The following is a 25,440-nucleotide window of genomic DNA, read 5'->3' on the forward strand; positions in this document are numbered from 1 at the left end:
AAGTAACCCCACCCAGCCTCCCCTTGAAAAGGGGAGGAGTAAAGACTTATGACGAAGAGATAACCCTAACGGGAAGGATCGTTTCGGTTGTTGGAGTTATTATGCCGTTAAACAATCAGCAAGATATCGTGTTAAATGCCACGGGGATATGCAAATACTTTCCTGGTGTTAAAGCGCTAGAAAATGTTGATTTCAGCCTGAGAAAAGGCGAGATCATGGCGCTATTGGGCGAAAATGGCGCGGGAAAATCGACGCTAGTCAAAACCTTAACCGGCGTGTATCAACGTGATGGTGGTGAAATCACTCTCGATGGCCAGTCTATCTCTCCGCAAAATACCGCCCACGCACAACAGCTTGGTATTGGTACGGTTTACCAAGAAGTCAATTTGCTGCCGAATATGTCTGTCATGGATAACCTTTTTATCGGTAATGAACCGAAGAAATGGGGGTTTGTTGACCGAAAAACCATGGCTGAAAAAGCACGTAAAATTGTGACCAGTTATGGACTGAACATTGATGTCACAGAACCTCTTAACCACTTTTCCGTAGCAATTCAACAAGTGATTGCTATCGCCAGAGCCATCTCACTATCGGCAAAAATACTGATTCTCGATGAACCCACCGCCAGTTTGGATAGCAACGAAGTGAAGATGTTATTTAACATTATGCTCGGGTTAAAAAAACAAGGGGTGAGCCTGATATTTATCACCCACTTCCTTGACCAAGTGTATGAAGTGAGTGATCGCATTACCGTGCTACGCAACGGTCAGTTGGTTGGCACCAAAGAAACCCGAGAGCTGCCACAAATTGAGTTGGTGAAAATGATGCTCGGCCGCGAGCTAGAAGATACGGCTCTTAGACGCGCAGGAAAAACCCGCAAACACAACGAACCCATGGTGGCGTTTTCCAATTTTGGTAAAAAAGGCACCATCCACCCCTTCAATCTTGAAGTTCACGCCGGTGAAATTGTCGGTCTAGCGGGCCTGCTGGGGTCCGGTCGTACTGAAACTGCCAAAGTAATTTTCGGTATTGAACCGAGCGATTCTGGTAGCTGCACTTTGCGAGGTAAGCCGATACAAGTCCGCTCTGCTCGTCAGGCTTCCCACTTAGGTTTTGGATACTGCCCTGAAGACCGTAAAACCGACGGCATCATTGGCGCAGCATCGGTACGTGAAAACATCATCTTGGCTTTGCAGGCACAACGCGGTTGGTTTAAACCCATTTCTCGCAAAGAGCAGGACGCCGTTGCTCAGCGTTACATTGACCAACTGGCAATCAAAACGCCTAGCCTTGAACAGCCGATTGAGTTTTTGTCTGGCGGTAACCAACAAAAGGTGCTGCTCGCTCGCTGGCTGCTCACTAAGCCTAAGTTCCTAATCCTAGATGAACCGACCCGAGGTATCGACGTGGGTGCTCACGCTGAAATCATTCGTTTAATTGAAAGTCTTTGTGCTAACGGGCTCGCTCTGTTGGTTATCTCTTCTGAGCTTGAAGAGCTGGTTGGCTATGCCGATCGCGTGGTGGTTTTACGTGACAGAAAACCTGTTGCGGAGATTCCAACTGAAGAACTTTCCGTGCCAGCCATAATGCAAGCAATTGCGAGTTGAGGTGATTATGAATTCGCTCAATCCCCTGTCACCTATAGAGAAGGCATCTATAGAGAAAGCATCGATGGAGAAAGCCTCGATGGATAACGCGTCACTGCAAAAGGCGCCATCGAAAGCTCCGCAGCCGCGCAATAAGTTTACCTTGCCGAAAGGTGCACCACAGTTTGCAGCTTTAATCCTGCTGTTCATTATTAACAGCTTGATTGCGGATAATTTTTTCTCGATTCACATTCAAGATGATCGCCTCTTTGGGAGTGTCATTGATATCTTTAACCGTGGCGCGCCTGTTGCGCTGCTGACCATAGGCATGACGCTGGTTATCGCAACCGGTGGTATTGACCTGTCGGTTGGTGCGGTAATGGCGATCAGCGGTGCCGTGCTTGCCAGTATGGCGGAGCAAGGTTACGCACCATCCACCATTTTGCTCTGTTCAGTGTTAGCGGGTGTGGTATGTGGTTTATGGAACGGCTTCCTTGTCGCGGTGTGTAAAATCCAGCCGATTGTCGCTACCTTGATTCTTATGGTGGCAGGTCGCGGTGTGGCTCAGCTCATTACTGAAGGGCAAATAATCACCTTCAACAACGAGACTCTATCTTGGTTTGGTAGTGGTTCGCTGTTCTATTTCCCTACCCCAATCCTGTTGTTAGTGTGTGCGTTACTGATTGTTTGGGCACTGACCAAGAAAACCGCATTAGGGTTGTTTATCGAGTCAGTGGGAATCAACATCAAAGCCGCCAAAAATGCAGGCATTAACACCCCTGCGATTGTGATGTCGGTCTATGTCATCAGTGGTGTGATGGCATCTATCGCAGGGATTATTGTTGCGGCTGATATCAAAGGCGCTGACGCTAACAACGCCGGTTTATGGTTGGAAATGGACGCCATTTTAGCCGTGGTTATCGGTGGCACATCTCTGATGGGTGGTCGTTTTAACCTTATGCTGGCTCTGGTTGGCGCTTTCATCATTCAAAGTATTAACACCGGTATTTTGCTCTCTGGATACCAGCCACAGTGGAACCACATAGTGAAATCTCTGGTGGTGTTAACGGTGTTGATACTGCAATCCCCGACTGTCATTCAGCTAATTAAGAGGAAATAGACCATGATAAAGCGTAATTTTCCTCTGTTTATCACCATCGCTGTGTTCCTGATTGGTTATGCGTTTTGTATGGTGGAATTCCCTGCATTTATGAGCACGCGAGTGATCTGCAACATTCTCACGGACAACGCGTTCTTGGGCATTCTTGCAGTTGGTATGACGTTCGTAATCCTCTCAGGCGGTATCGACCTATCGGTAGGCTCAGTGGTTGCATTTACTGGGATTTTCCTCGCGACGGTAATTGGTGAATGGGGTATCCATCCTTTTACGGCGATTGTGATGGTACTGGTGATGGGCGCACTGTTTGGCGGTTTGATGGGCTGGATTATTGACACCTTAAAAATCCCAGCATTTATCGTCACTTTGGCAGGTATGTTCTTCCTGCGTGGTGTGAGCTTTTTGATTTCTGAACAATCGATTCCAATTGAGCATCCTGTCTATCGTGAGATGTCGCGTTTTTCATGGCACATTGTGGGTGGTGGTCGCTTGAGCCTGTTGGCGGTGGTGATGTTGTGTATCGTAGCAATTGGCATGCTGGTGGCTCATCGTACTCGTTTTGGTAACAACGTGTACGCGATTGGGGGCAACGCCACTTCTGCTGGCTTGATGGGTATTCCAGTAAAACGCACCACCATTGGTATCTACATGCTTTCCACGTTCTTAGCAACCTGCGCAGGAATTGTGTTTTCTATCTACACCTCAGCAGGCTATCCGTTGGCAGCTGTGGGTGTTGAACTGGATGCGATTGCAGCCGTGGTTATCGGTGGCACCTTGCTATCGGGTGGTGTCGGAACAGTATTTGGTTCGCTGTTTGGTGTGCTTATCCAAGGGCTAATTCAAACCTACATTACGTTCGACGGCACCTTGAGTTCTTGGTGGACTAAAATCATCGTTGGTATTTTGCTGTTCAGCTTTATCGCACTGCAACGTCTGCTCATCATCATGAGCGAACGCAGAAAAGTAGTGAACACCAGCCGGATTGGTTCACTGGTGACAGGCGATTCATAGCTATTTTGTTATTAAGAAACACTGATATTAAGAAACTTCGCTGTTAAAAAGCTTTGTCATCAAAAAAAGCCAGTCGTAAGACTGGCTTTTTTCTAAACGATGTAAAAATAGTCACGAACTTATCGGTTCTCAAAGCGGTTGTAATCCAATAATCCTGCTTCAACTGGCTGATCTTGCTTGTACCACTGATGAACCTTGTCGCTGAAAGACCAAAAGTCCGGCGAGCTACGACGCACAGCAAACCGATCCAACAATTGAACATAGCTTTCTTCACCATCAAGGGTTCTTAAACGCTCCACCAGCTCAGGAATTTCGGTTTCTTTTAGTGATAGGTATGCCGCTGGATAGCTTCCTAGCACACCTCTCACTAAAGTTAAGCTGTCGTTTTCAGGAACACGGTTATTCTCTTCATCAAACAAGCTGGAAATGTTGCTGTGAGCATTGTTGTGGATAAGCGTAAACAGCTGAGACTGTCCCGCTTTAGACTCAATCATCAGCATCATCAGTTGAGGAATCGGTAAGATACCCTCGCCTTTAATCTCATTGACACTGTTCAGCTCGCGCTCATGATTGTCAGTAAATCCGGTATCAACAATGTCATAACGCGGACTGAGCACAGGCTTAACTCGTGCAATGAGCATATCAAACAGCTCTGATTTCGGATCATCAGTGGTGTATTCCACGTTGCTTGGCTCATCAAACGGCTTCACGTTACGTAGCAGAAACTCGGTGAAATACGCCGTTTGGTCTTGATACCAACTCGACAATTCCTGATGTCGCATGTTCTGTGGTAGTAGAGTCACGAAGTTACTTTCACCCTCTAAACGCAAGAAATCCATAAACATACGAGTGACTAGCTGATGACCAAAGTTGCCATAAACATCAAAGCCCGCCACCAAAAGATAATGAACTCGTTCAAGCAAAGAGTAATCAAATACCCAAGCGGTTTTTGGCTTATTGCCCACTAAACCTTGTGCTACCGAAGCACTGTCAAAATGCCTAAATACGGTTAATGCTGCATTCGGATTGGTACCATCACCAGACCAAACTAAATCAGTGGTGACATAACGACCATCTTTGAATTGCTTATGTGTGAATGCTGATTTCTCTTCCAAATAACGTGCTTGCTGCTTGGCATAGCTAATCCATGTAGCAATTGGGTTGATGGTGTCCTCTCGCTCAGCCGGCAGTTTTAGGTTATCCGCTTGCGAACGATAGAACTCGTTTACTTCTGGGATATCCGCTTTATCCGGGTCTAAGAAGAACACCCAAAAATCATCATTGATAACGTTAAGCGCAAGCTGACCACGGCAAACCGGACCTTTGATAAAACCCATTATGGTGTTCTGAGCGTTATCCAATAAGAAGCGATAGCGAGCATTGACTGGCAGGTCAATAAAGGCAGTCATTGGGTTGGCAGCCACAGAAGGCTCATAGCTTGGCAATTGGTCAATCTTGTAGTCAGCATCAATAAACCATGTTTTCCAATCGTTGATACGCTTGTTATTTAGCGCATAAGGCATATGGGTTTTATCAACGATGGTGCCTTGCTCGGCAATAATACGATAATAAACACGTTCAACCTTTGGATCATCATAAGGGCGACGAGTCGCAATACGTTTCACAGGCTCACCCGGAGGCGTGACAGAACGAACTAGCATGAAGAAACGTGGTGTTTTCTCTTTTAAATCAGAAAAATAGAGATGAGAAAGGAACAAATGCTCATAAATATAACGAGCCGCCAGCTGGTTCTTTTTGCCCTCTGCATTTAACAGTGTTTCGTAGTTATCAACCAACTCTTGCTGAGCTGACGTCAGTGGGATGTGCTCGTTCATCTGAGCGCCGTTTTCCAACCACGCCATTAGCTTGTTGTATTCGCTTTTGTTCAGGTTTGGCATCCCAAAAGGCATCCCCCAATCAGGATACTCTTGCTGATAGGCTTCATGCTCTTCTAACGTTGGGCACTGTTGCTCGCGATAAATCGAGAAATCAAACCCTTCTAACTGATCTTGCTGCTGTTGCGGGTGTAGCTCTTTCTGTTGCAGCAGTCTTGCGACTAATCCAGCTTCTAAATTGGCACGGGTTGTTTGGTCTCGTTCATTAAGCACAGGGTGAAAACCGAAGTCTCGCCACTCTTGGGTGGTTTGAGCATCTTCAAATAGACGCGTAGGCGTGGCCGCCGCCAGACGAGTTCCTTCGTAGACCTGTGTTTTGCTACCACCACGATCAATTCCTTCAACCGAAGAGAGTTTTAACTGGCAAGGAGCATCGTAGCAGGCATGACAAACCACACAACGGTTGTCGATGATGGGTTTCACCTCTTGCATAAAATACTTTGCTTGAGGCGAGTCTAAAGCTACCTGACGTTCTCGTACTTCAGGTGTACCAAACAGTTCATCGTAGTTAAGCCCGGCATAAGTCGCACAACCAGAGAACACCAAGACTAAACAGATTAAAAATAGTTTACGTAAATTCATATAGTTATAGTTTTTCAGTTAACCAAGGTTAATTAAAGTAAAGACTACTACATTTTCAACATATAAAAGAAAATACCTTTTGAAATCTATCTTTACGGCCAAAGTGTTCAAGATGTCTGATAGCCTCAATCATTGCTATATCGAGCCACTGGATAAAATTACCACTCAGAATGTTCCGAAACATGGTCAATAAAAACTGATTAAGCGATAGTTCGCTTAGAAATGCTCGGAAAAGCAGTTAAACTTAAGCTGAACAGGTACCTTTTTATCCAAAAGCCTAAAATATAGAGCAGGAAATAGCCAGTAACTAAAATGAAGAATCACACTGAGCAAAGACAATATTTTCGTCTGCGTTACAACATAAAAGAAGTCATGCCAACGCTTCGAGTACAAAGCCGAGAATTTAACATCAGCGAGATCTCGGAAAAAGGCATACGTGTGATAGTGCGTGATTCTTCGCTATTCAGAATAGATGATTCGCTTACAGGTGAAGTTCTGCTGAATTCGCTAGAGACCAATATCCCCGTAACTGGCAAAGTGCTGCGAAAAATCGGCAATGAAGTGATATTTCTACTCTCAGATGGTCTGTCATTCAAACAGATGATCGCCGAGCAAAGATATATGCGAAAAAACCATCCGAAAGTGTTTCCGAAAAACTCTCAATTGGTCAGTGAAGAAGAATAGCTAGCCTATCCCGCTCGCAATAGCGCTGAAGTGCGGTTCTCAACATGCTTATACCATTATCCTAGATAAAAATATGCTCAGACTGAGCATCGGTAGAACAGCGAATAGGCGTCAAACGCAAACGCGCATTCATTCGTCCCTGAAGCTCCGCCGAGCCATCCATGGCTCTGAGGGTTTGCTTATCGACGCCCATTCACTGATCAGGAAATTTTCCAGAATGGTATTAGTACATAACTAAGCACGTTTTTGACAACAGATTAACGATACTGCGACGGCGTTTTCTTAGTAAAACGTTTGAACTTAGTGCTGAAATAGTTGCTGTCTTTATAACCCACTTCAAACGCGATATCGGTAATCGACTTGTCGGTACTTTGCAGTAAATCCATCGCATTGTTAATCCGCACACGATGCACATAGTTGTTAAATGAAAGGTTGGTCACTTGCTTAATTTTTCGGCTCAGGGAACGCGAAGAAATCTTAAACTTGTCTGAAATTTCGTTAATACAGACCTCTTCACTGTAATTTCTTTGCAACCAATCAATCACTTTAAGAATGATGTTGTCGTTCACATCATTGGATTGTGAGGTCAGACGCCCACGCGAAATTTCAACCACCAAGTGTTGAAATAGCACTTCCATCATCAAACGTGACTCTACAGTATTCGAGCGAGACTCATGATCCAGTTGCTGAAGTATTTGCTCAACTTTGGACATGGTCTGGTTGGTGATAAACCAGCTCTTCGAGTCGGAACTTTCATTCGGTAAAAAGTTCTTCAATATTGGACTATAAGAAAGGCGATTCTTCTTAAACAAGATATTAGTCAGATGGAGGTTCTCCACCTGCTCATACATATGACGATCACCTGGAGTAATGTAACAAATGTAGTTCTGCGCTAAGTTGGTCGGTGAATCATTAAGGATATGTTGCCCGGCACCTTTGGTGACAATGATTAGCTCATGAAAGTCGTGGGAGTGTTCTGGGTAATCGGGTTGCGGCGCACGAGTTTCAGTACAGACGGCTGAATCTGTGTGTTTGAAAAACTCTTCACCACTAAGTTGAAACATCGTTTTATCTCCGCTGAACACCGAATTCATAGTGCGACAACATTCAAGCAGGCACAATGACACCAAAGTGAATATGTGATTCTGATACCAGTGCGCCAACCCAAGTGTGGGAGGGCTCACAGATTAAAAAAGCCCCATTTAACTAATGGGGCAAACTTCCACTACCAATTGAAACAAAGGTATGAATAGATGAATTATAAGTAGGTGCGCAAATATTCAGACAGAAGCAAAATCGCCATAGACTGACCATAAGGCATTGATGTTAGAGGTATATTTCGGTAGTAATCCAAATCTGACCCCATAGCTGTACCAAAAGATACATTCACTAATTCTCCAGATTCATTGATGTAATCCGTAATTAACGCATCAACCGCTTTGTACGCCATATCCGCATATTTAGGATCGATATAACGCTTACGTATCGCTTTCAAAATACCGTAGGCAAAACCTGCTGTTGCTGATGCTTCAACGTAAGATGATTCATCATCCAGCAATGTGCACCACAAGCCATTGCCTTGTTGGTATTTCGCTAGCATTTCAATTTGACGCTCTAAAATATGCACCAGATGACGACGGAACGCGTCGTGCTCAGGCAAGTCTAGAAGCTCTAGGAAATCAGGAATAACAATGGTTACCCAGCTGTTGCCACGTGCCCAACGTGCATTAGCAAAGTTGTGGTTACCGTCGAATGTCCAGCCGTGGAACCATGCACCCGTCTCGCGATCCGTTAAGTATTGAATGTGAGTCAGGAACTGGTATTTCGCTTCTTCAACGTATTCAGGACGATTGAGCAACAAACCAATTTTAGTCAGTGGCATCACACTCATCATTAGCGTGTCATCCCACATTTGCTCATGGTTTTCGCTGTTATACACAATGTGCTGAATACCACCGCTCTTAGTCTTAGGCATGTGGTACATCACATAGTCTGCCCAAGTCTCTAAGTAAGGTACCAACGAGGGATCTTTGGTTTCTTCGTAACGGTAAGCCAAAGTTAAGAACGGACATACTGTATTAACGTTCTTCGTTGCCTGCTCTTCAGAGAAGCGGTCTTCAAACCATTCATCAATGATGTTGACCACACTTTGGTCATTGGTTTGTTGGTAGTACTTGTACATACCGTACAGACCAATACCGTGTGTCCATTCCCAGCCAGCCCAGCCTTTAGTATCAATAGTACGACCATCATCAAGGTGAAGAAGAAACTCACCGGTTTCATCGTGAATGTTGATCAGGTTATTGATTAGGCTTTCAATTTTATCGACCACAACGTTGCGCGGGTGTGTGCGTTCTACGCGACGAAGCAAAGCGCTATGTTTTACAGGAAAGATTTTCATAATAATAAGAGTCCTTAAATTCGATTACATAACACCAAGTAGTCTTGGTAAAAATAGAGTCAGTTCTGGGATATAAGTAATTAATAACAATACAAAAATAATAGCGATATAGAACGGAATCAGCGGTTTAATCACATCTTCCACCTTCACTTGCCCTACACTCGCCCCCACGTAAAGACCACTGCCTACAGGTGGCGTAATGGTACCAATCGCTAGGTTGAACACGATTAAGATGCCGAAGTGCACAGGGTCCACACCAATTTTCTGCACAATAGGAAGAAGGATTGGTGTAAAAATCAAAATTGCCGGGCCGATATCCATGAAGGCACCAACAATCAAAATAAACAGCGTGATTACCAACATGATGACCGCAGGGCTATCAGAGATACCAAGAATCAACTTACTCAGTGCCGCTGGAATACCTGTCATCGACATCGCAAATGACATAGCTGACGACGTTGCCAGTAGGAACATAATCACACCAGTCATAACAAATGTCTGAATGATGATTTTTGGCATATCACGTACAGAGATTGTTTTGTAGAGAATAAGTGTCAAGTACGCGGTGTACACAACCGCAATAGCTGATGCTTCAATCGCCGTGAAAATACCTTTAACGATACCGCCCACGATAATCACTACCAGTAGCAAACTTGGCAGAGCTTCGCGAGTCACTTTTAACGCCATGCCTTTTTGCAGCGTAAAGAAGTTGGTGTAGTTGTTACGCTTAGCGACGATGTAGGTAATAACCATACAGCCTACGCCCCACAAGCTACCCGCGACCAAACCACCAGCAAACAGTGCCGCAATGGATGTACCGCCACTCGCCAGAGCATAAAGAATGAATGCCGTCGTTGGTGGAATCAACATCCCCGTCGGCGCAGAAGCAATGTTTACCGCTGAAGCGAAACTGCGGTTGTAACCTTCTTTGGCACTCATTGGGATCATCACACCACCGATAGAGGTTGACGCTGCAATTGCAGAACCCGAAACCGCGCCGAAAAGCATATTGCCCGCGATGTTAGTGTAAGAAAGGGAGCCTGGAATACGTCCAGTAAACAGCTTGGCGAAGTTGACCAAACGGGTCGCTATGCCACCATTATTCATTATCACACCTGAGAGAACGAAGAACGGTACCGCAAGCAGTGCAAAGCTATCTAAACTTGAAAACATTTTCTGAGCGGTTGTGAACATCGCAATGTCAAATGGCAGCACCAACATGACTGTTGCGCCTGATGCGATAACGATACACAAACCAATTGGGGTACCTAAAACCAGTAAAAGTACGAACACCCCGATCATGATACTGGCAGCAGTAATTGGATCAGTCATACTGTTTATCTCCTACTAAAGAACCTTTCTCGTTGTCACTGGCTTTAACCGGTTGCGCTTTAAACAGATCAACGATGTTCATTACGCTGTAGACAATAATGAGCACGCCAGACAGAGGCAGTGCGTAGTAAACCTTGCCCATGGACAGTTGTAGAACTGGGGAAACTTGCATCATGGCGTTGCTTGAAACCTTCCAGCCACCAATGATCATGATGTAGATGGCAAAAAGGATGAATACGACCTGGATTAACATATTCCAGTATTTCACTAAGTTTTTAGGAAACTTATCTAAGAACAGTGTGAGGGCGATGTGTTCTGTTTTACCGGCTACATAAGCCAAGCCAATCACAGACAACCATACTAACGAAAATCGAAGTAGCTCTTCAGAGAAGGTACTCGGGTCGTTAAAAACATAGCGGCTAATTACCTGCCAGCAAGCCACCAATACCATCATCGTCGTTACCGTGCAGGCAAACACTTCAATGGTTCTATCAAGCCACTTTCTTATAATTTTCATGGGAACCTCGACCAATCAATCGAGATAGAAGCCCGAGGGCTTCTATCCTTTGTTACTACTATTTTGCTTGTTCAACTTTATTGATTTGCTCATACAGTGCGTACACTTGAGGTTTGCCTTTCAGCTTTTCATAAATGGGTTGAACCGCAGCTTTGAACGGTGCTTGGTCAATCTCGAAAAACTCAACACCAAAAGATTTTTGTGCCAGTTCACGAGTTTTTGCCATCTCTTCTTTCCATAGCGTCTTCTCAAGCTCGATTGACTCATCAATCGCTTCTTGCAGTGCAGCGAGTTGATCTGGCGTTAACTTACTCTTAGTCACGTTACTCATGATCACTACATCTGGAATACGAGTGTGCATGTCGTAGCTGTAGAATTTCGCTACTTCACCGTGACGCGCGATAGTGATAGCGAATTCATTGTTTTCTGCGCCATCAAGAATGCCTTGTTGAAGTGAGGTATACACTTCTGCTTGGCTCATTGCGATTGGAGAAGCACCGAGCAGTTTCATGGTTTCAATCGACGTTTCACTCTGCATTACACGAATTTTCTTACCTTTAAGGTCAGCCAAAGTTTTTACCGGACCTTTACTCATGTAGAAGCTACGCGCACCTGAATCGTACCAACCCACACCAGCGAAGCCTTGAGCTTCTGTCGATTGGTATACGGTTTTCATGATGTCTTTGTTGTCCATCACACGGTAGAAACTGTCTTGGTTTTCGAAAAGGTAAGGTAGTGAGAACACACCGTAAAGTGGAGAGAAGCTTTCTAGCAGACCAGAAGACACTTTGGTCATATCAATTGCGCCAACTTGAGTCATTTCAACCAACTCACGTTCGCCACCTAGTTGACTATCAGGGAAGTACATAATCGTCACTTCACCATTGGTTTTCTTAGCCACAGCCTCACCGATATACTGAAGTGCATCTTTTACTGGCTGGCTGTTATCTGCATAAGCCATTTTTAGTACAGTTGCAGCATGTGCACCGAAGGGTAGTAACATAGCAGAAGCGAGCAGCGCTTTCGTAATCGGGTTGTAGAGTCGGGACATAATATCCTCCAAGTTGATTGTTATGCTTGTTATTGGTTTATGGAAAACACCATACAAATAGTGCTGTTTATTTATGTGGCTATCATGGCGCTTTCAAACTTCAGTCACCTTTGAAATTTCGCCACCTTTAATTTTTGACCGTCTAATTCGTCATACCAATAAAGTGAAGGGTCACACTTTTTACTTTTTAATCCGTTTTCATTTCCTCTCGTTCATTACCCCCTTCTATATAAGGATTGGAGCCTTAACCACACCTATATAAGGCAGGCTCAAACTAACGGTTCGCTATTTTCAACCAAGTTTAATTTTTTTGAATTGAAGCTTTCTTTTCTTTGCAAAAACTCCTTGCCCCATTTTTCACTGGCTGAATTTTGAAGTTTTTTTAATTTGAAACCCGCTTTAATACTCCTAAATATTCAGAGGTATTAAGCATTATGAAAGCAGTAATCGCGATCGACCTTGGCGCATCAAGTGGACGCGTCATGGTTGGATATCTAGAGAGTGGAAAGATTCGTTTGGAAGAGTTCCACCGTTTCCAAAATCAACAGGTGGTTCATGGCAATGAGTCATGCTGGGATCTGTACTCAATCTTAGAAGAGATCAAGGTCGGGATTAATAAGGTTATTGCAACGGGTATCGAAGTCTGTTCGTTAGGTATTGATACCTGGGGCGTGGACTTCGTTCTACTAGACAAATTCGGCAAACACCTAGGTGAATTTGTGAGTTACCGCGATGCTCGCACAGAAGGCGTACAAGATAAACTGCTGGCAGATAGCCAGTTGTCACTGCAAGACATTTACCGCGCTACTGGTATTCAGTTCTTATCGTTCAACACCATTAACCAGTTAAAAGCGATTGCAGATCAGCAACCAGAATGGTTCGGTGATATTGATACCCTGCTGTTCATTCCTGATTACCTCAACTACAAACTCTCTGGCGTTAAGCATTGCGAGTATACCAATGCTTCCACCAGCCAACTTTTGGACTGCAAAGAGAAAGTTTGGAGCAGCGAACTTATCAAAGCATGTGGCGCGAAAATAGACTGGTTCCTGCCGCCGACAATGCCAAACCGCATTGTCGGTCAATACCACGTTGGTGAAGTACAGATTCCAGTTTGTTCAGTCGCCAGCCACGATACCGCGTCAGCGGTTGCTGCAACCCCTATTGCCCATGAAAACATGGCTTACCTAAGTTCAGGTACTTGGTCACTGGTCGGCATTGAAAGCTTAGAACCCTACACAGGTGATCTGGCTTACCAATACAACCTCACTAATGAAGGTGGTGTGGATGGACGTTATCGCGTGCTGAAAAACATCATGGGATTGTGGTTAATCCAACGCATTAAAGCGGAAAACCCATCTCTGACGTTCCCAGACATCGCTGCATTGGCGCGCCAAGCACAGCCGTTTAAGTACATTGTTAACCCAAATGACAACGATTTCTTAAACCCAGCGTCAATGACACAAGCGATTAAAAACTGGTTCAAAAAACGCGATCTCGACGCGCCGGAAAGCTTGTCTGAAGTGATTCGCTGTATCTACGACAGCTTAGTTTTGGCTTACGACAAAGTGCTTTTTGAACTGGCAGAAGTGACAGGTAAAGAGATCAAAGAACTGCGCATTGTCGGAGGCGGTACTCAGGATAATTTCCTTAACCAGCTATGCGCTGACGTATGCCGAATCCCCGTTTCAACAGAACCAACCGAAGCATCCGCATTGGGTAATGTTATTAACCAATTTATCGCCTGTGACGTTATTCGCTCTTTGGAAGAAGGTCGCCAAATTATTGATGCCTCTTCTGATGTGAAACATTTTTCGGCCAACCCAATTGAGGGATTAGAGCAAATCAAATCCCAGTTCCAACAGATTATTAAATAAGGTAAACACGATGAGCAAAGAGCAAATCATTGCAGCTTACGAGCAAGCAAAGTCAGTTTTCAAAAAATACGGTGTAGATGCAGATAAAGCACTCGAGCAGCTAAACCAAACGCCTATTTCTATGCACTGCTGGCAAGGTGATGATGTGCGTGGGTTTGAATCGCCAGAGACCACGCTAAGTGGCGGCATCCAAGCAACGGGTAACTACCCTGGTGCGGCAAAAACGCCAGCACAACTGCGTGCCGATATGGAAAAAGCCTTCTCACTGATCCCAGGTAAGAAACGCGTAAACCTACATGCGATTTACATTGATGCTGATGAATTCGTAGAACGTGACCAAATCAAACCTGAGCACTTTGCTCGTTGGGTTGAATGGGCAAAAGAGAAAAACCTTGGTTTAGATTTTAACCCTACGTTGTTTTCACACCCGAAAGCCAATGATGGCTTGACGCTTTCTCATCCAAATGAAGAGATCCGTCAGTTCTGGATTGAGCACGTAAAAGCAAGCCGTAAGATTTCTGAATACTTCGGTCGTGAGCTTGGTACAACATCATTTATGAACATCTGGATCCCAGATGGTATGAAAGACCAACCAGTAGACCGCCTATCTCCACGTGCTCGCCTAGCCGACTCTCTTGATAAAGCATTGGCTGAGAAAATCGATCCTGCATTCCACAAAGATGCGGTTGAAAGCAAAGTATTCGGTATCGGTGTAGAAGCTTACACAGTGGGTAGCAACGAGTTTTACCTAGCCTACGCAGCCACTCGTGGTACGGCACTATGTCTGGATGCAGGTCACTTCCACCCAACAGAAGTAATCAGTGACAAGATCAGTGCATGTTCACTATACGTGAACGACCTGCAACTACACGTTACTCGCCCAGTTCGTTGGGACTCAGACCATGTAGTGTCTTTCGATGATGAAACTCAAGCCATTATGCGTGAAATCGTGCGTAACAAGCTTCTTGATCGCGTAGCGATTGGTCTGGACTTCTTCGATGCCTCTATCAACCGCATTGCGGCATGGGTTATCGGTACTCGTAATGCACAAAAAGCACTGCTGAAAGCCCTACTAGAACCTGTTGACCAATTAAAAGCAGCCGAGCAAGCGTTCGACTACACCACACGCCTAGGTCTGATTGAGGAAGCTCACTCTCTACCTTGGGCAGCGGTTTGGGATTACCACTGCTTACAAAACGAAGTACCTGTTGGCTTTGATTGGATCAATGACGTCAAAGACTACGAAGCCACCATTTTGGCTACTCGTTAATACAATTGCTCAATAACAGACAAGTCAGATTTTAGATACTCAAACTACTTGGAGTTGCAGGTAGGCGGCAAGTGAGTGAATCCCCATGAGCATAGATAGCTATGTGATTGGGGTGAACGAGCGTAGACAACACAACTGCGGCTTCAAGTAGGAAGAGTATATCTGGCTTGTTTGGTTAAACACATAAGGTACAAAAAATGATTCAACTAAACGACGCAGTAATGTGCGAAATCGAAAAAGTCAGCGAAGTTTCTCAATACCTATGGCAACGCGAGTGGGCTGAACGTAACGGCGGTAACATCTCGGTTGATGTCACTGATCTCTTTGACGAAATTCCATCCGTTGATGCGCCAGTAAAAGCGCTACCGCTACAACTACCGATGGAAAGCGCAGGGCGTATTTATTACGTAAAAGGGACTGGTCAACGTATTCGCGAACTGCGCGACCCACAATACGCTGGTTGTGTTCTGCAAATCAATGCAGCAGCCAACGGCTACCAAATTCTTTGGGGCGGTAAAGCAAGTGCAGATTTTGCTCCAACCTCTGAATTCATCAGCCACATTAAAATCCTGGTTGAGAAGAGAAAAGCGGGCTCTGACCACAGATCCGTGGTTCATACTCACCCACTAGAGCTGATTGCGCTATCTCATCATCCTGATATCTCAAAAAGCAGTGAGCTATTTACTCATACTTGCTGGAAAATGTTGCCAGAAGTTCGTGCATTCGTACCTCGCGGTATCGGTATGATTCCTTACTGCCTACCTTCATCGGAAGAGTTAGCAGACGGCACTACAGCAGCACTATTAGTTAATGACGTAGCGATTTGGGAAAAACACGGTGCAACCGCATCTGGCGCCGACGTGCTGCAAGCATTCGACTATATCGATGTAGCGAACAAAGGGGCAAAACTGTACCTGATGTGTACTGCGGCAGGCTATGAACCAGAAGGCGTGACCAAAGAAAATATGGACATTTTGAAGCGCGAATTCAATCTGTAATTATTTGGTAAACATATCCGGATAAAATGACATTCTCGTCCTAAGAGCGACTGGGCTTCATACACCCCGTCGCTCTTTTTTATCTAATACCATTCTGGAAAATTTCCTGATCAGTGAATGGGTGTCGATAAGCAAACCCTACGAGCCATGGATGGTATAAGAAGAGACGATAAAGTTTAAACGTTCTGCCCTGCCACAAAACCGGACGACCAAGCCCATTGGAAGTTGTACCCCCCCAGCCAGCCAGTTACATCCATCACTTCGCCGACAAAATATAAACCTTTAATGTCTTTGCATTCCATGGTTTTTGACGACAGTACATCAGTGTCCACGCCACCAAGAGTCACCTCCGCAGTTCGATACCCTTCGGTGCCATTTGGCGCAACTCGCCACCGTTCCAAAGTCTCTCTGATCGCTTCAAGCTCTTTAGGGTTAAACTGCTTGAGAGGCTTGTCCACCAGCAGTTTGCGCTCAATAAATACTTCTACTAAACGTTTAGGCAATACACGAGCTAAGGTGTTCTTGAGCGTCTGGTTTGGATGTTTTTCGCGAGAACGAGTCAGTAGCTCATCCACATCCACTTCCGGCACTAGGTTAATCGTGACCGCCTGCCCTGGTCTCCAGTATGAGGAGATCTGCAACACAGAAGGACCAGACAAACCTCGGTGAGTAAACAGCAATGCTTCTTTAAAGCTTTTGCCACATTCAGCCTGAATTTCAGCGGGAACAGCGATACCGGAAAGCTCCGCTAATGCGTCTTTATCTTCAACATGCAGCGTGAAAGGCACTAAGCCTGCGGTCGTTGAAATCACAGGCAGATCAAACTGTTCTGCAATCTTATAACCAAAAGGTGTGGCACCGAGTTTTGGCATTGAGAGACCACCCGTCGCCACGACTAAGGATTCACACTCGATATCACCCTGTGTAGTGTGTAGATGAAAGCCCTGCTCGATTTGCTTAATATCCAGCGTTTCCACTTGATAACGCTGAGTAATATTTGGCAACTCGCATTCTTTGAGCAGCATGTTAACAATGTCTTTTGCCGAATCTAGACAGAAAAGCTGACCGTGAGATCGCTCTTCAAACTCAATGCCGTATTTACCCACCATTGATATGAAATCCCAGTTGGTATATTGCGAAAGCGCCGACTTCACAAAATGCGGATTGCGACATAGGTAGTTTTGAGCCGAAACATCGTAGTTAGTGAAGTTGCAGCGACCACCGCCTGAAATCAGGATTTTACGACCTGGTTTTTTCGCATGGTCAATCACCATCACTCGGCGTCCACGTTTTCCAGCTTGGGCAGCGCACATTAATCCCGCAGCTCCTGCGCCTATGATGACAACATCTACTTTTTCACTCATTACTCACCAATGCCAATATTTATACCATTCTGGATAATTTCCTGATCAGTGAATGGACGTCGATAAGCAAACCCTCCGAGCCATGGATGGCTCGGCGGAGCTTCAGGGACGAATGAATGCGCGTTTGCGTTTGACGCCCATTCGCTGTTCTGCCGATGCTCAATCTGATCATATTTTTATCTAGGATGGTATTAGAACTTTGCCTCTTCAAACTACGACCACAAGTACTTAGTCAGAAGAACTGGCAATAAAAAAGGACGTACAGCGGGTACGTCCTCACTCACTTGAAGCGGCATTTTAACGGTAAACGTTCACTGTTACCAATGCGTTTATCGAGACTCCCACTCTTCTTTTAAAGCAAAAAGTCATCTATAGCATAAACGCTACCACTGAGGTAAATACCACCAAAGACGAAGAGAGAATGAAAAGCTCGCGCACACGATCGCACTTACCAGTAAAGACTTCATCATGGTGATGAAGGTACTCTTTACTTTTTAAGTAATGGTAGAGGCGAACCTGTTTAGACATGTTGCCATGTGTGGTGAAAAATCCCCGTCCATCGACTTGCTGATAAAGCAACGGGTGAGCTTCTCGCATAATATAAATCAGAGCTCGCAGCGCGGTAAAATATCTTGCTACGTTAATACCAGTAACAATCATTAGCGCTAATAGAATGGTATCTCCACTGATCATCTTTTCCTCCCTACATCCAAAGTAAGAGGGCTGCCCGGAGAAAAAGACGACAGTGTTTACAGTCTTTTCACTGCAACTAAGCAGCAGGGGCATCCATTACAGAAGATGAGCCTTTTTGTGCCAATGCAGCTAGATCCTTATCGATAAAGAACAACGCTTTACCATCTTCACCAACCAGTTCTAGCTTGTCTAAAATCCCTTTAAACAACTTCTCTTCTTCATGTTGCTCCGCAACGTACCACTGAAGGAAGTTAAATGTTGAGTAATCCTGTGATGTGAATGCCGCATGAGCTAATTTATTGATTCTTTGTGTAATCATTTGCTCATGTTCATAAGTCTCACGAAACACGTCACCCAAGCTTGCAAAATCGTGTCGAGGAGCTTCAATCGCGCCTAAAATTGGCAGAGAACCTGTCTCACTGACGTAGGTAAATAGTCTCTGCATGTGTTGCATTTCTTCAGCTGCGTGAACTCTTAAAAACTCAGCTGCTCCTTCGAATCCTTTATCTTCACACCAAGCACTCATTTGTAAGTATAGATTGGATGAGAAAAATTCGAGATTAATTTGATCATTCAATTGATCTACCATCGCTTTTGAAAGCATAGGACGCTCCTAAATAATTGTGCAAACTAGAGTCACTATAACATGATCATTACTATTTGATAGTTAGAGCAACCACATCATTCAGCATGGATATGAGATCATCATGGCAAAAATATTTCTCACTAGGTGCTAGAGTTTAATTAACCTGACATCAGGACAATTAAATGGAGAAGGCATCATGAGTTATAAACATATCTTAGTTGCTGTTGACCTATCTGAAGACAGCAAATTATTAGTAGAAAAAGCCGTCGCTCTGGCAAAACCTCTCGATGCTGTGGTTTCGTTTATTCATATCGATGTTAACTACGCTGAGCTTTATACTGGCTTAATTGACATTAATTTGGCTGAGACGCAACACCACGCGATGGAAGCGTCACAAACCCAGTTAAAAGAGTTGGCGGATCATGCCAATTACCCTATCAACCATACTTTGGTGGGTAGCGGTGACTTGAGTAACGAGCTTTGTGACACCATCAAAGAGTTCAATATTGATCTTGTGGTTTGTGGTCATCACCAAGACTTCTGGAGTAAGTTGCTCTCCTCAACAAGACAGCTCATAAATTGCTCACCTGTCGACATGTTGGTAGTACCACTTAATGACTGACGAACAATAATAAATCAGATAGACTGCGGATAATTTTGAACATCCACTTATAAAATTGTCAGGGACTATGTTTTATTTATCTGCAGTTACCCTTCTTTGGGCATTTTCATTTAGCCTGATCGGCGTTTATCTAGCGGGTCAGGTTGACTCTTGGTTCTCAGTGTTGATGCGTGTGGCACTGGCTAGCGTTGTCTTCTTGCCATTTTTGAAATTCAAGCAAGTACCGAAAAAACTGATTGTCCAACTTATGGCGATCGGTGGTATCCAACTAGGATTGATGTACTGCTTCTACTATCAATCGTTTTTACTGCTCTCTGTTCCAGAAGTATTGCTGTTTACCGTATTCACACCGATCTACGTCACTTTGATTTACGATTTGCTTAAAGCTCGTTTCTCTCCGTGGTATCTGGTTACCGCTGCGATTGCCGTTGCAGGTGCGGTATTTATTAAATTTGCGGGCATCAACGAGAACTTCGTTATCGGTTTCCTAGTGGTGCAAGGTGCTAACCTCTGTTTTGCTATTGGCCAGGTCGCTTATAAATACGTAATGGAAAACCAAAGCGTACAGCTTCCACAACGCACTGTATTTGGTTATTTCTACTTAGGCGCACTGGTTGTTGCAACCATAGCCTTCGCCCTTTTAGGTAACCCATCGAAGCTACCTACCACTTCACTTCAATGGGGCATTCTGATTTACCTTGGTGTGATTGCATCCGGTGTGGGTTATTTCGTTTGGAACAAAGGTGCTTGTTTGGTGAACGCAGGCGCGTTAGCGATCATGAACAACGCTTTGGTACCAGCAGGTTTAATCGTCAATATCGTGATTTGGAACCGCGATGTGGATATCGCTCGCCTTTCAATTGGTGGCATCATCATCCTGTTGTCTTTGTGGATCAACGAAACGTGGGTGAAGCGTAAAGTAGCTCAAAGCTACAAAGAGGCTGAAAACGCTTAATACAATCCTAGATAAAAATATGATCAGATTGAGTATCGGTGTAACAGCGAATGGGCACCGAGAACTTAAATAGCAAAACGCCCATCAGGTTTAATTGATGGGCGTTTTTGTATCTGAGGATAATGCGATTAATGATACTGAGAAGTAAGTGAATACTCACCGTTTGACGATGGATTTAACTTAGAAAACTTCAACTGCAATGCTTGCTGTTTCTTGGCAAGCTTGCGCTGTTTCTTCAGCACTTTTTCCAATTTTTTGTGATATTTTTTCTGAGCTTTGAGGGTCTTCTTAGCCATTTTTAACGCAGCTTTACTGCTCTTATCGGCCTTCACGCTTTCTTTACTCACAGAGCTTTTCGCAACTAATGCTTTGACAGAGAACGCTTGCGGCTTACACAATCTATTTTTGTCAGAGGAAGAACGAGCGCATGAGCGACACAAGTACTTGGGCGCAGCAACAATTCGATGAATATCTGACAGTGAAGCAGTAATATCGTGACGACTTAATTTACACAGACGCTGAGCCATAAATACAACCAAACAAAAATGATAATGATTCTTGGTTATATATAACCTTCTGCTAATAAAAAGGCAAGCCCAACGGTGAGTTGGTCATATCTCCTCTGTCATTTCTCTCCTGCCATTGCAGCAATCACATAAACATCAAAGCGGTTCTTTTTGGTCTCAATCGCCATACTTGGCTTTTGCTCTGCTAACCAATTGGAATAGTCAGGGCGTTTTACCACAACACGCTTCGTTGCCAATTTTAGCGCAGGCGCGAGTAGCGCATCGGCGTCATTATCGGCGCCAACAAGAGACTGGAAAACGCGCATCTCTTTCTTAACCAAAGCGCTTTTCTTTTTGTTTTCAGGGTGTGGGTACATAGGATCCAAATACACCACATCAGGACGAACAAAACTGGAATCACTAACTAAATTATCTAAAGCATCGTGACTCGATGCATGTAGTAAGGTCACTCGCTGTGTAACCCAAGCGCCAATCTCAGCGTCCTGTTTGGCACGATTTAATCCGTCATCCAACAATGCAGCGACTACTGGATGACGTTCAACCATTTGTACTTTACAGCCTAAAGATGCCAATACAAAGGCATCTCGGCCTAAGCCTGCGGTGCCATCAAGCACTGTCGGTGTCACCCCTTTGTTTAACCCTGCCGCTTTCGCAATAGATTGACCTTTTCCACCGCCAAACTTGCGTCTATGCGCGACCGCACCAGTCACCCAATCGACAAAGATAGCGCCTAGCTTAGGCTCATCAACTTTACGCAGTTCCAATCTCTCGTGGGTCAATACCAACGCAAATACGCTCTCATCACTGTGAGTGAGCTTCCAGCGTGTTGCTATGTCATTAAGCTCAGAAGCGCGTTCAGGTGCTTCACAAATCAGTTGTAGCTGCAAAGTGTCATTCCATAATGAGTTTCTAAAATCGTTGCCAGTGTAGCGGATTTTCATCAGAAACCTAAGGTTTCAGTGTGATAAGATGTGGAACAATGTTCGTTGAACAATTGAACTAGGAACCTGTATGCAAGTTGCTTCTACCAAGCTCGACGAGCTTGATCGCGCTATTCTAAAAATCTTAATGGACGATGCACGCACGCCTTATGCAGAGATGGCGAAGCAATTTAATGTCAGCCCTGCCACGATTCACGTACGCATAGAAAAAATGAAAGCCGCCGATATCATTCAAGGTACTGAAGTGGTCGTCAACACTAAGAAACTCGGCTATGACGTTTGCTGCTTTATCGGTATCAACTTAAAAGCTGCGCGCGATTACCATTCCGCACTGGAAAAGCTTAACGCTCTTGATGAGGTGGTAGAAGCTTACTACACCACTGGGGCTTACAGTATTTTCGTTAAGTTGATGTGTCGTTCAATTGAAGAGCTGCAGTTTGTGTTGATTGATAAACTGCAAGCGATTGATGAAGTGCAATCGACTGAGACTCTGATCTCACTGCAGAACCCAATCAACCGTAATGTCATTCCTTAGGTTTTAAACACAAAAAACCCAAGCGTCAGGCTTGGGTTTCTCTGTAAAACTGATTATTTGTTTAGGTAATTCTTTAGCTCTTCAGCCGAAATACCTTGCGCAGCTAACTGCTTAGCTAACAAATCAACTTGCTCACCTTTGCGAGAGTCAATCACTTGTTGAAATTGGTAAACCAAATCACGCAGCACTGGTAGTGGAACTTGTTTTGCTGCACTGCGCACACGCTCACTACTTTGATTACCTAACTCATTAAGTAACTTACCAAACATCACTTTTTCTGGTGATTCTTCTAACTGCTCGAGGATTCGAGCCATTTCATAGGTAGTTAGGGACACTGTATTACGATTCCAATACGCTAATTCTAAACACGATGAGCGGCACAATATACACCTGTTCTTTTGATTAGAAAATAGCACATTGCAGTATTTGCCAAACCATGTTTCACAATTTGCATATTCTTTTCAACAACGTTTCAGTCTCTCAAACTCTACGATTGAAATACTAGGCGATGCCACTCTTTGCCTGCTTTAGAAAGCAGTATAATAAGTGCAGGTGCGATTATCCACATTTGCAGTGCAATCATCATCTGAGGCTCAAGCTCTAAGCGTTGTAACGTGCCGACAACAAGTCCAGCACCACTCATTTGGAACAGACCCAGCAGTGCCGCTGCCGTTCCTGCTTTATCACCAAACGGCGCTAATGCTTTACCCGCAGCGGAGCCTAGAATCCAAGCAAAACCTACGGATGAAAAGAAGATAGGCAACATAAAGGCCAAAGCCGTAGCTTGAGATCTCATTCCAATCATCAAGCCACCAGCAATCAGCAACATCACTATTCCTGACATTAGGATTTTGTGCGTGCCCAGCTTATCCATTAGCTTAGGCGCAGATAAACACGCAGTGATGTTCACAACAGCATTAATACCAAACCAGAAGGTAAACTCATTCATGGTTAAGCCTAAGTTTTCCATCAGGACAACAGGTGCTGAGGTAACGTAAGCCAAAATAACGGCCATTGCTAACATACAAAGCGAAGCATGGAACAAAAACGAAGGCACTTTTAATACCGACCAGTAACGCGATAGCTTAAACACCGCTTGCTTCTCTGTAGTCGGGTTGGTCTCCTTCATACGGATCATAAGCCACAGTCCAACGATAACACCGAAGCCCGCCATAAAACTAAAATTGGAACGCCAACCGAATTGCTGTGTTAACCAGCTACCGAGGATTGGAGCTAAAGCAGGAATAAAGCAGATAGCACCATTAAGATAGCTAATCATCTTGCCACTGCGTTCTGGACCAAAGATATCGCGAACCGTCGCAAAGGCTGCTACAGACGTTGCACACGCACCCAATCCTTGTAGCAGACGAGACATTAGCATCCACTCAATACTCTGAGCACCCCACGCCAATAAAGCGCTCACGATATAAATGCTAACACCTGCCAATGCAACAGTTCGACGTCCGAGTTTATCTGCTAAAGGACCAGCAAACAGCTGACCAACACCCATAGCAAATAAGAACCAAGTAATCGTATCTTGCGCTAATGCATGTTCCACGTGAAACGCTTGCGAAATCTGTGGCAACGCAGGCAGATAAATATCGATTGCCAGCGGGCTAAACAGCACTAATAGCGTTAGTAAAATCATTTGCTGTTTACTTTGCACAATTGAAGAGTTTGCAGATGTAGACATGCTTTAAATAGGTTCCAAGATAGATAATAAAGAGCACGCATAATAGAAGAATGCTGTTATTCGAACAAATGGCTTATAATCATCACTAATATTCCTTTATGGAAAATCATATGAAAATTGATAAATTGGCTCGAATAGACCTGAACTTGCTTGTTTGCTTACAAGTTTTGAGTGAAGAACTGAGTGTTACACGTGCATCAAGCCGACTCCATCTCAGCCAATCAGCCGTTAGTAAATCGCTAGCAAAGTTGCGCGAACAATTTGATGATCCCCTCTTTATTCGCACCTCTCATGGCTTAAAGCCAACACCGAAAATGTTGTTCTTAAAACCTAAGCTCGAAACGCTAGTGGATCAATTAGAGCTGATTACTCAGCCTGAACAATTTTCACCTCAGTCAAGTGAATACCGATTCCATATCGCAGCTGTCGAAAGTGTTTACCCATTAATTCTTCCCCACTTCCTGCCAGCAATATTTATGCAAGGCCCGAATCTAAATATCAGCACCCACTCTTGGACGGATCAAACGTTTAAGAAACTCCAGATGGGAGAGCTAGATATCGGCATTACTGGTAAAGATATCGACATTAACGATGCTAAGTTAACTATGCTTCCGCCTAGGGATATTTGTGAACAAGAGATCTACCGAGACTCACAAATGTGTGTGGTTCGTAGAGATCACCCTGTACTCAAACAGAACTGGAACCTGGAACAATATCTCGCTCTTCGCCATGTACAGGTGCGTTGTGATGGCAGTGACCGCTGGTTATTGGATTATCGTTTAGCAGACTTGGGTTTTGAGCGTGACATTGCGATTACCGTCCCCGACTTTAACAGTGCTGCCAGCTTGTGTAGTTACACCGACTTTGTGTTTACTGCCCCAAGCCACTTCACCCATCTGGTTGCCAAACATCTAGATTTGGTCGTGCTACCATTACCGCTTGAGTTTCCACCGATGGCTTATACTTTGTTCTGGCATAGAGACCGAGAAAACGACCCAGCACTAACTTGGTTAAGGCAAATCATTCAGACGAAAACCTTACATTTACGTTAGACAAGTGCCCAATAACACTATTGATAATATTAAGCACAGCAGATTTGCACACTCACAACAAAACGAGTAGCTTATCGGTTCACGTCCTGCATTACATAGATAGGCATAGCGGGTATATCAACATGAGGATATATCGACAGCGGCTGAACAA

The 25,440-nt window shown here is 44.4% G+C and carries 24 protein-coding genes; 11 read left to right on the forward strand and 13 right to left on the reverse strand.

Annotated elements, in window-relative coordinates:
- The first annotated feature begins 101 nt into the window (after positions 1-101).
- Genes ytfR through yjfF form a run of 3 tightly spaced genes read left to right on the forward strand, consistent with a single transcriptional unit; the run spans position 102 to position 3,714 of the window.
- Positions 102-1,607 carry a galactofuranose ABC transporter, ATP-binding protein YtfR gene (ytfR, locus tag G5S32_RS14545; RefSeq protein WP_165312631.1) on the forward strand — a complete coding sequence of 502 codons (1,506 nt, stop codon included), beginning with the start codon at positions 102-104 and terminating at the stop codon, positions 1,605-1,607.
- A 7-nt stretch (positions 1,608-1,614) separates the two neighbouring features.
- A complete protein-coding gene (ytfT, locus tag G5S32_RS14550; RefSeq protein WP_246201025.1) occupies positions 1,615-2,706 on the forward strand; it encodes a galactofuranose ABC transporter, ATP-binding protein YtfT in 1,092 nt (363 codons plus the stop codon).
- 3 nt (positions 2,707-2,709) lie between these two features.
- Complete coding sequence (yjfF, locus tag G5S32_RS14555; RefSeq protein WP_165312632.1) at positions 2,710-3,714, forward strand: galactofuranose ABC transporter, permease protein YjfF; 1,005 nt, start codon at positions 2,710-2,712, stop codon at positions 3,712-3,714.
- 119 nt (positions 3,715-3,833) lie between these two features.
- On the opposite strand, the gene G5S32_RS14560 is transcribed toward yjfF, so the two are convergent.
- Positions 3,834-6,191, reverse strand: a complete 2,358-nt coding sequence (locus tag G5S32_RS14560) for a fatty acid cis/trans isomerase (protein ID WP_165312633.1) — start codon at positions 6,189-6,191, stop codon at positions 3,834-3,836.
- 312 nt (positions 6,192-6,503) lie between these two features.
- Here G5S32_RS14560 and G5S32_RS14565 point away from each other — a divergent pair, with 312 nt between their 5' ends.
- On the forward strand, positions 6,504-6,875 hold the full coding sequence (locus G5S32_RS14565; protein ID WP_165312634.1) for a PilZ domain-containing protein: 372 nt from the start codon (positions 6,504-6,506) through the stop codon (positions 6,873-6,875).
- Positions 6,876-7,132: 257 nt separating this feature from the next.
- Here the strand turns inward: G5S32_RS14565 and G5S32_RS14570 are convergent, their stop codons facing one another.
- The 5 genes from G5S32_RS14570 to G5S32_RS14590 form a co-directional block, all read right to left on the reverse strand.
- Positions 7,133-7,939: a helix-turn-helix domain-containing protein gene (locus G5S32_RS14570; RefSeq protein ID WP_165312635.1), complete on the reverse strand. Its 807-nt coding sequence runs from the start codon at positions 7,937-7,939 to the stop codon at positions 7,133-7,135.
- A 194-nt stretch (positions 7,940-8,133) separates the two neighbouring features.
- Positions 8,134-9,276: a beta-galactosidase BglB gene (bglB, locus tag G5S32_RS14575; protein ID WP_165312636.1), complete on the reverse strand. Its 1,143-nt coding sequence runs from the start codon at positions 9,274-9,276 to the stop codon at positions 8,134-8,136.
- A 24-nt stretch (positions 9,277-9,300) separates the two neighbouring features.
- A complete protein-coding gene (locus tag G5S32_RS14580) occupies positions 9,301-10,608 on the reverse strand; it encodes a TRAP transporter large permease (protein ID WP_165312637.1) in 1,308 nt (435 codons plus the stop codon).
- The gene (locus G5S32_RS14585; RefSeq protein WP_165312638.1) at positions 10,601-11,125 is read right to left on the reverse strand and encodes a TRAP transporter small permease; all 525 of its coding nucleotides are present in this window, start codon (positions 11,123-11,125) and stop codon (positions 10,601-10,603) included. The genes G5S32_RS14580 and G5S32_RS14585 overlap by 8 nt, the downstream gene beginning before the upstream one ends.
- 58 nt (positions 11,126-11,183) lie before the next feature.
- Positions 11,184-12,176 carry a TRAP transporter substrate-binding protein gene (locus tag G5S32_RS14590; RefSeq protein WP_165312639.1) on the reverse strand — a complete coding sequence of 331 codons (993 nt, stop codon included), beginning with the start codon at positions 12,174-12,176 and terminating at the stop codon, positions 11,184-11,186.
- Between the two features lie 434 nt (positions 12,177-12,610).
- Between G5S32_RS14590 and rhaB the strand changes: the two genes are divergently transcribed.
- From rhaB to rhaD, 3 genes are all read left to right on the forward strand, one after another.
- Complete coding sequence (gene rhaB / locus G5S32_RS14595) at positions 12,611-14,053, forward strand: rhamnulokinase (RefSeq protein WP_246201027.1); 1,443 nt, start codon at positions 12,611-12,613, stop codon at positions 14,051-14,053.
- A gap of 10 nt (positions 14,054-14,063) precedes the next feature.
- On the forward strand, positions 14,064-15,323 hold the full coding sequence (locus G5S32_RS14600; RefSeq protein ID WP_165312640.1) for an L-rhamnose isomerase: 1,260 nt from the start codon (positions 14,064-14,066) through the stop codon (positions 15,321-15,323).
- A 197-nt stretch (positions 15,324-15,520) separates the two neighbouring features.
- Positions 15,521-16,321: a rhamnulose-1-phosphate aldolase gene (gene rhaD / locus G5S32_RS14605; RefSeq protein WP_165312641.1), complete on the forward strand. Its 801-nt coding sequence runs from the start codon at positions 15,521-15,523 to the stop codon at positions 16,319-16,321.
- Positions 16,322-16,497: 176 nt separating this feature from the next.
- On the opposite strand, the gene G5S32_RS14610 is transcribed toward rhaD, so the two are convergent.
- The 3 genes from G5S32_RS14610 to ftnA form a co-directional block, all read right to left on the reverse strand.
- Positions 16,498-17,685, reverse strand: coding sequence for a BaiN/RdsA family NAD(P)/FAD-dependent oxidoreductase (locus G5S32_RS14610; protein WP_165312642.1), 1,188 nt, complete (start codon positions 17,683-17,685; stop codon positions 16,498-16,500).
- A 369-nt stretch (positions 17,686-18,054) separates the two neighbouring features.
- A complete protein-coding gene (uspB, locus tag G5S32_RS14615; protein ID WP_165312643.1) occupies positions 18,055-18,378 on the reverse strand; it encodes a universal stress protein UspB in 324 nt (107 codons plus the stop codon).
- A 76-nt stretch (positions 18,379-18,454) separates the two neighbouring features.
- Complete coding sequence (ftnA, locus tag G5S32_RS14620) at positions 18,455-18,982, reverse strand: non-heme ferritin (protein ID WP_165312644.1); 528 nt, start codon at positions 18,980-18,982, stop codon at positions 18,455-18,457.
- A 178-nt stretch (positions 18,983-19,160) separates the two neighbouring features.
- Here ftnA and uspA point away from each other — a divergent pair, with 178 nt between their 5' ends.
- Together uspA and G5S32_RS14630 are read left to right on the forward strand one after the other, a co-directional pair.
- Positions 19,161-19,586: a universal stress protein UspA gene (uspA, locus tag G5S32_RS14625; protein WP_165312645.1), complete on the forward strand. Its 426-nt coding sequence runs from the start codon at positions 19,161-19,163 to the stop codon at positions 19,584-19,586.
- 67 nt (positions 19,587-19,653) lie between these two features.
- Complete coding sequence (locus G5S32_RS14630) at positions 19,654-20,541, forward strand: carboxylate/amino acid/amine transporter (RefSeq protein ID WP_165312646.1); 888 nt, start codon at positions 19,654-19,656, stop codon at positions 20,539-20,541.
- A 128-nt stretch (positions 20,542-20,669) separates the two neighbouring features.
- Here G5S32_RS14630 and G5S32_RS14635 read toward each other — a convergent pair whose 3' ends face one another.
- Both G5S32_RS14635 and G5S32_RS14640 read right to left on the reverse strand, forming a co-directional pair.
- Positions 20,670-21,068: a hypothetical protein gene (locus G5S32_RS14635; protein WP_165312647.1), complete on the reverse strand. Its 399-nt coding sequence runs from the start codon at positions 21,066-21,068 to the stop codon at positions 20,670-20,672.
- A gap of 98 nt (positions 21,069-21,166) precedes the next feature.
- On the reverse strand, positions 21,167-21,955 hold the full coding sequence (locus G5S32_RS14640) for a class I SAM-dependent methyltransferase (protein ID WP_165312823.1): 789 nt from the start codon (positions 21,953-21,955) through the stop codon (positions 21,167-21,169).
- A 124-nt stretch (positions 21,956-22,079) separates the two neighbouring features.
- Here G5S32_RS14640 and asnC point away from each other — a divergent pair, with 124 nt between their 5' ends.
- Positions 22,080-22,544 carry a transcriptional regulator AsnC gene (gene asnC, locus G5S32_RS14645; RefSeq protein ID WP_042490084.1) on the forward strand — a complete coding sequence of 155 codons (465 nt, stop codon included), beginning with the start codon at positions 22,080-22,082 and terminating at the stop codon, positions 22,542-22,544.
- A gap of 53 nt (positions 22,545-22,597) precedes the next feature.
- Here the strand turns inward: asnC and tsrA are convergent, their stop codons facing one another.
- Positions 22,598-22,879 (reverse strand): H-NS-like global regulator TsrA, encoded by a 282-nt coding sequence (gene tsrA / locus G5S32_RS14650; protein ID WP_165312648.1) that lies wholly within the window; start codon positions 22,877-22,879, stop codon positions 22,598-22,600.
- 152 nt (positions 22,880-23,031) lie between these two features.
- Positions 23,032-24,237 carry a multidrug effflux MFS transporter gene (locus G5S32_RS14655; RefSeq protein WP_165312649.1) on the reverse strand — a complete coding sequence of 402 codons (1,206 nt, stop codon included), beginning with the start codon at positions 24,235-24,237 and terminating at the stop codon, positions 23,032-23,034.
- A gap of 110 nt (positions 24,238-24,347) precedes the next feature.
- Here G5S32_RS14655 and G5S32_RS14660 point away from each other — a divergent pair, with 110 nt between their 5' ends.
- Positions 24,348-25,289: a LysR substrate-binding domain-containing protein gene (locus tag G5S32_RS14660; protein ID WP_165312650.1), complete on the forward strand. Its 942-nt coding sequence runs from the start codon at positions 24,348-24,350 to the stop codon at positions 25,287-25,289.
- Positions 25,290-25,440: the final 151 nt, after the last annotated feature.

Source organism: Vibrio ziniensis (assembly GCF_011064285.1).
In the GTDB taxonomy this organism is placed as follows: domain Bacteria; phylum Pseudomonadota; class Gammaproteobacteria; order Enterobacterales; family Vibrionaceae; genus Vibrio; species Vibrio ziniensis.

Bases quoted from the DNA above. Each gene is read 5' to 3' on its own strand.
- G5S32_RS14660 (WP_165312650.1), top strand. From the start codon at position 24,348: ATGAAAATTGATAAATTGGCTCGAATAGACCTGAACTTGCTTGTTTGC.
- G5S32_RS14560 (WP_165312633.1), bottom strand. From the start codon at position 6,191: ATGAATTTACGTAAACTATTTTTAATCTGTTTAGTCTTGGTGTTCTCT.
- G5S32_RS14600 (WP_165312640.1), top strand. From the start codon at position 14,064: ATGAGCAAAGAGCAAATCATTGCAGCTTACGAGCAAGCAAAGTCAGTT.
- G5S32_RS14655 (WP_165312649.1), bottom strand. From the start codon at position 24,237: ATGTCTACATCTGCAAACTCTTCAATTGTGCAAAGTAAACAGCAAATG.
- asnC (WP_042490084.1), top strand. From the start codon at position 22,080: ATGCAAGTTGCTTCTACCAAGCTCGACGAGCTTGATCGCGCTATTCTA.
- G5S32_RS14630 (WP_165312646.1), top strand. From the start codon at position 19,654: ATGTTTTATTTATCTGCAGTTACCCTTCTTTGGGCATTTTCATTTAGC.
- G5S32_RS14580 (WP_165312637.1), bottom strand. From the start codon at position 10,608: ATGACTGATCCAATTACTGCTGCCAGTATCATGATCGGGGTGTTCGTA.
- G5S32_RS14570 (WP_165312635.1), bottom strand. From the start codon at position 7,939: ATGTTTCAACTTAGTGGTGAAGAGTTTTTCAAACACACAGATTCAGCC.
- G5S32_RS14610 (WP_165312642.1), bottom strand. From the start codon at position 17,685: ATGAGTGAAAAAGTAGATGTTGTCATCATAGGCGCAGGAGCTGCGGGA.
- rhaD (WP_165312641.1), top strand. From the start codon at position 15,521: ATGATTCAACTAAACGACGCAGTAATGTGCGAAATCGAAAAAGTCAGC.
- yjfF (WP_165312632.1), top strand. From the start codon at position 2,710: ATGATAAAGCGTAATTTTCCTCTGTTTATCACCATCGCTGTGTTCCTG.
- G5S32_RS14590 (WP_165312639.1), bottom strand. From the start codon at position 12,176: ATGTCCCGACTCTACAACCCGATTACGAAAGCGCTGCTCGCTTCTGCT.
- bglB (WP_165312636.1), bottom strand. From the start codon at position 9,276: ATGAAAATCTTTCCTGTAAAACATAGCGCTTTGCTTCGTCGCGTAGAA.
- rhaB (WP_246201027.1), top strand. From the start codon at position 12,611: ATGAAAGCAGTAATCGCGATCGACCTTGGCGCATCAAGTGGACGCGTC.
- ftnA (WP_165312644.1), bottom strand. From the start codon at position 18,982: ATGCTTTCAAAAGCGATGGTAGATCAATTGAATGATCAAATTAATCTC.
- G5S32_RS14565 (WP_165312634.1), top strand. From the start codon at position 6,504: ATGAAGAATCACACTGAGCAAAGACAATATTTTCGTCTGCGTTACAAC.
- uspA (WP_165312645.1), top strand. From the start codon at position 19,161: ATGAGTTATAAACATATCTTAGTTGCTGTTGACCTATCTGAAGACAGC.
- ytfR (WP_165312631.1), top strand. From the start codon at position 102: ATGCCGTTAAACAATCAGCAAGATATCGTGTTAAATGCCACGGGGATA.
- uspB (WP_165312643.1), bottom strand. From the start codon at position 18,378: ATGATCAGTGGAGATACCATTCTATTAGCGCTAATGATTGTTACTGGT.
- G5S32_RS14585 (WP_165312638.1), bottom strand. From the start codon at position 11,125: ATGAAAATTATAAGAAAGTGGCTTGATAGAACCATTGAAGTGTTTGCC.
- G5S32_RS14635 (WP_165312647.1), bottom strand. From the start codon at position 21,068: ATGGCTCAGCGTCTGTGTAAATTAAGTCGTCACGATATTACTGCTTCA.
- ytfT (WP_246201025.1), top strand. From the start codon at position 1,615: ATGAATTCGCTCAATCCCCTGTCACCTATAGAGAAGGCATCTATAGAG.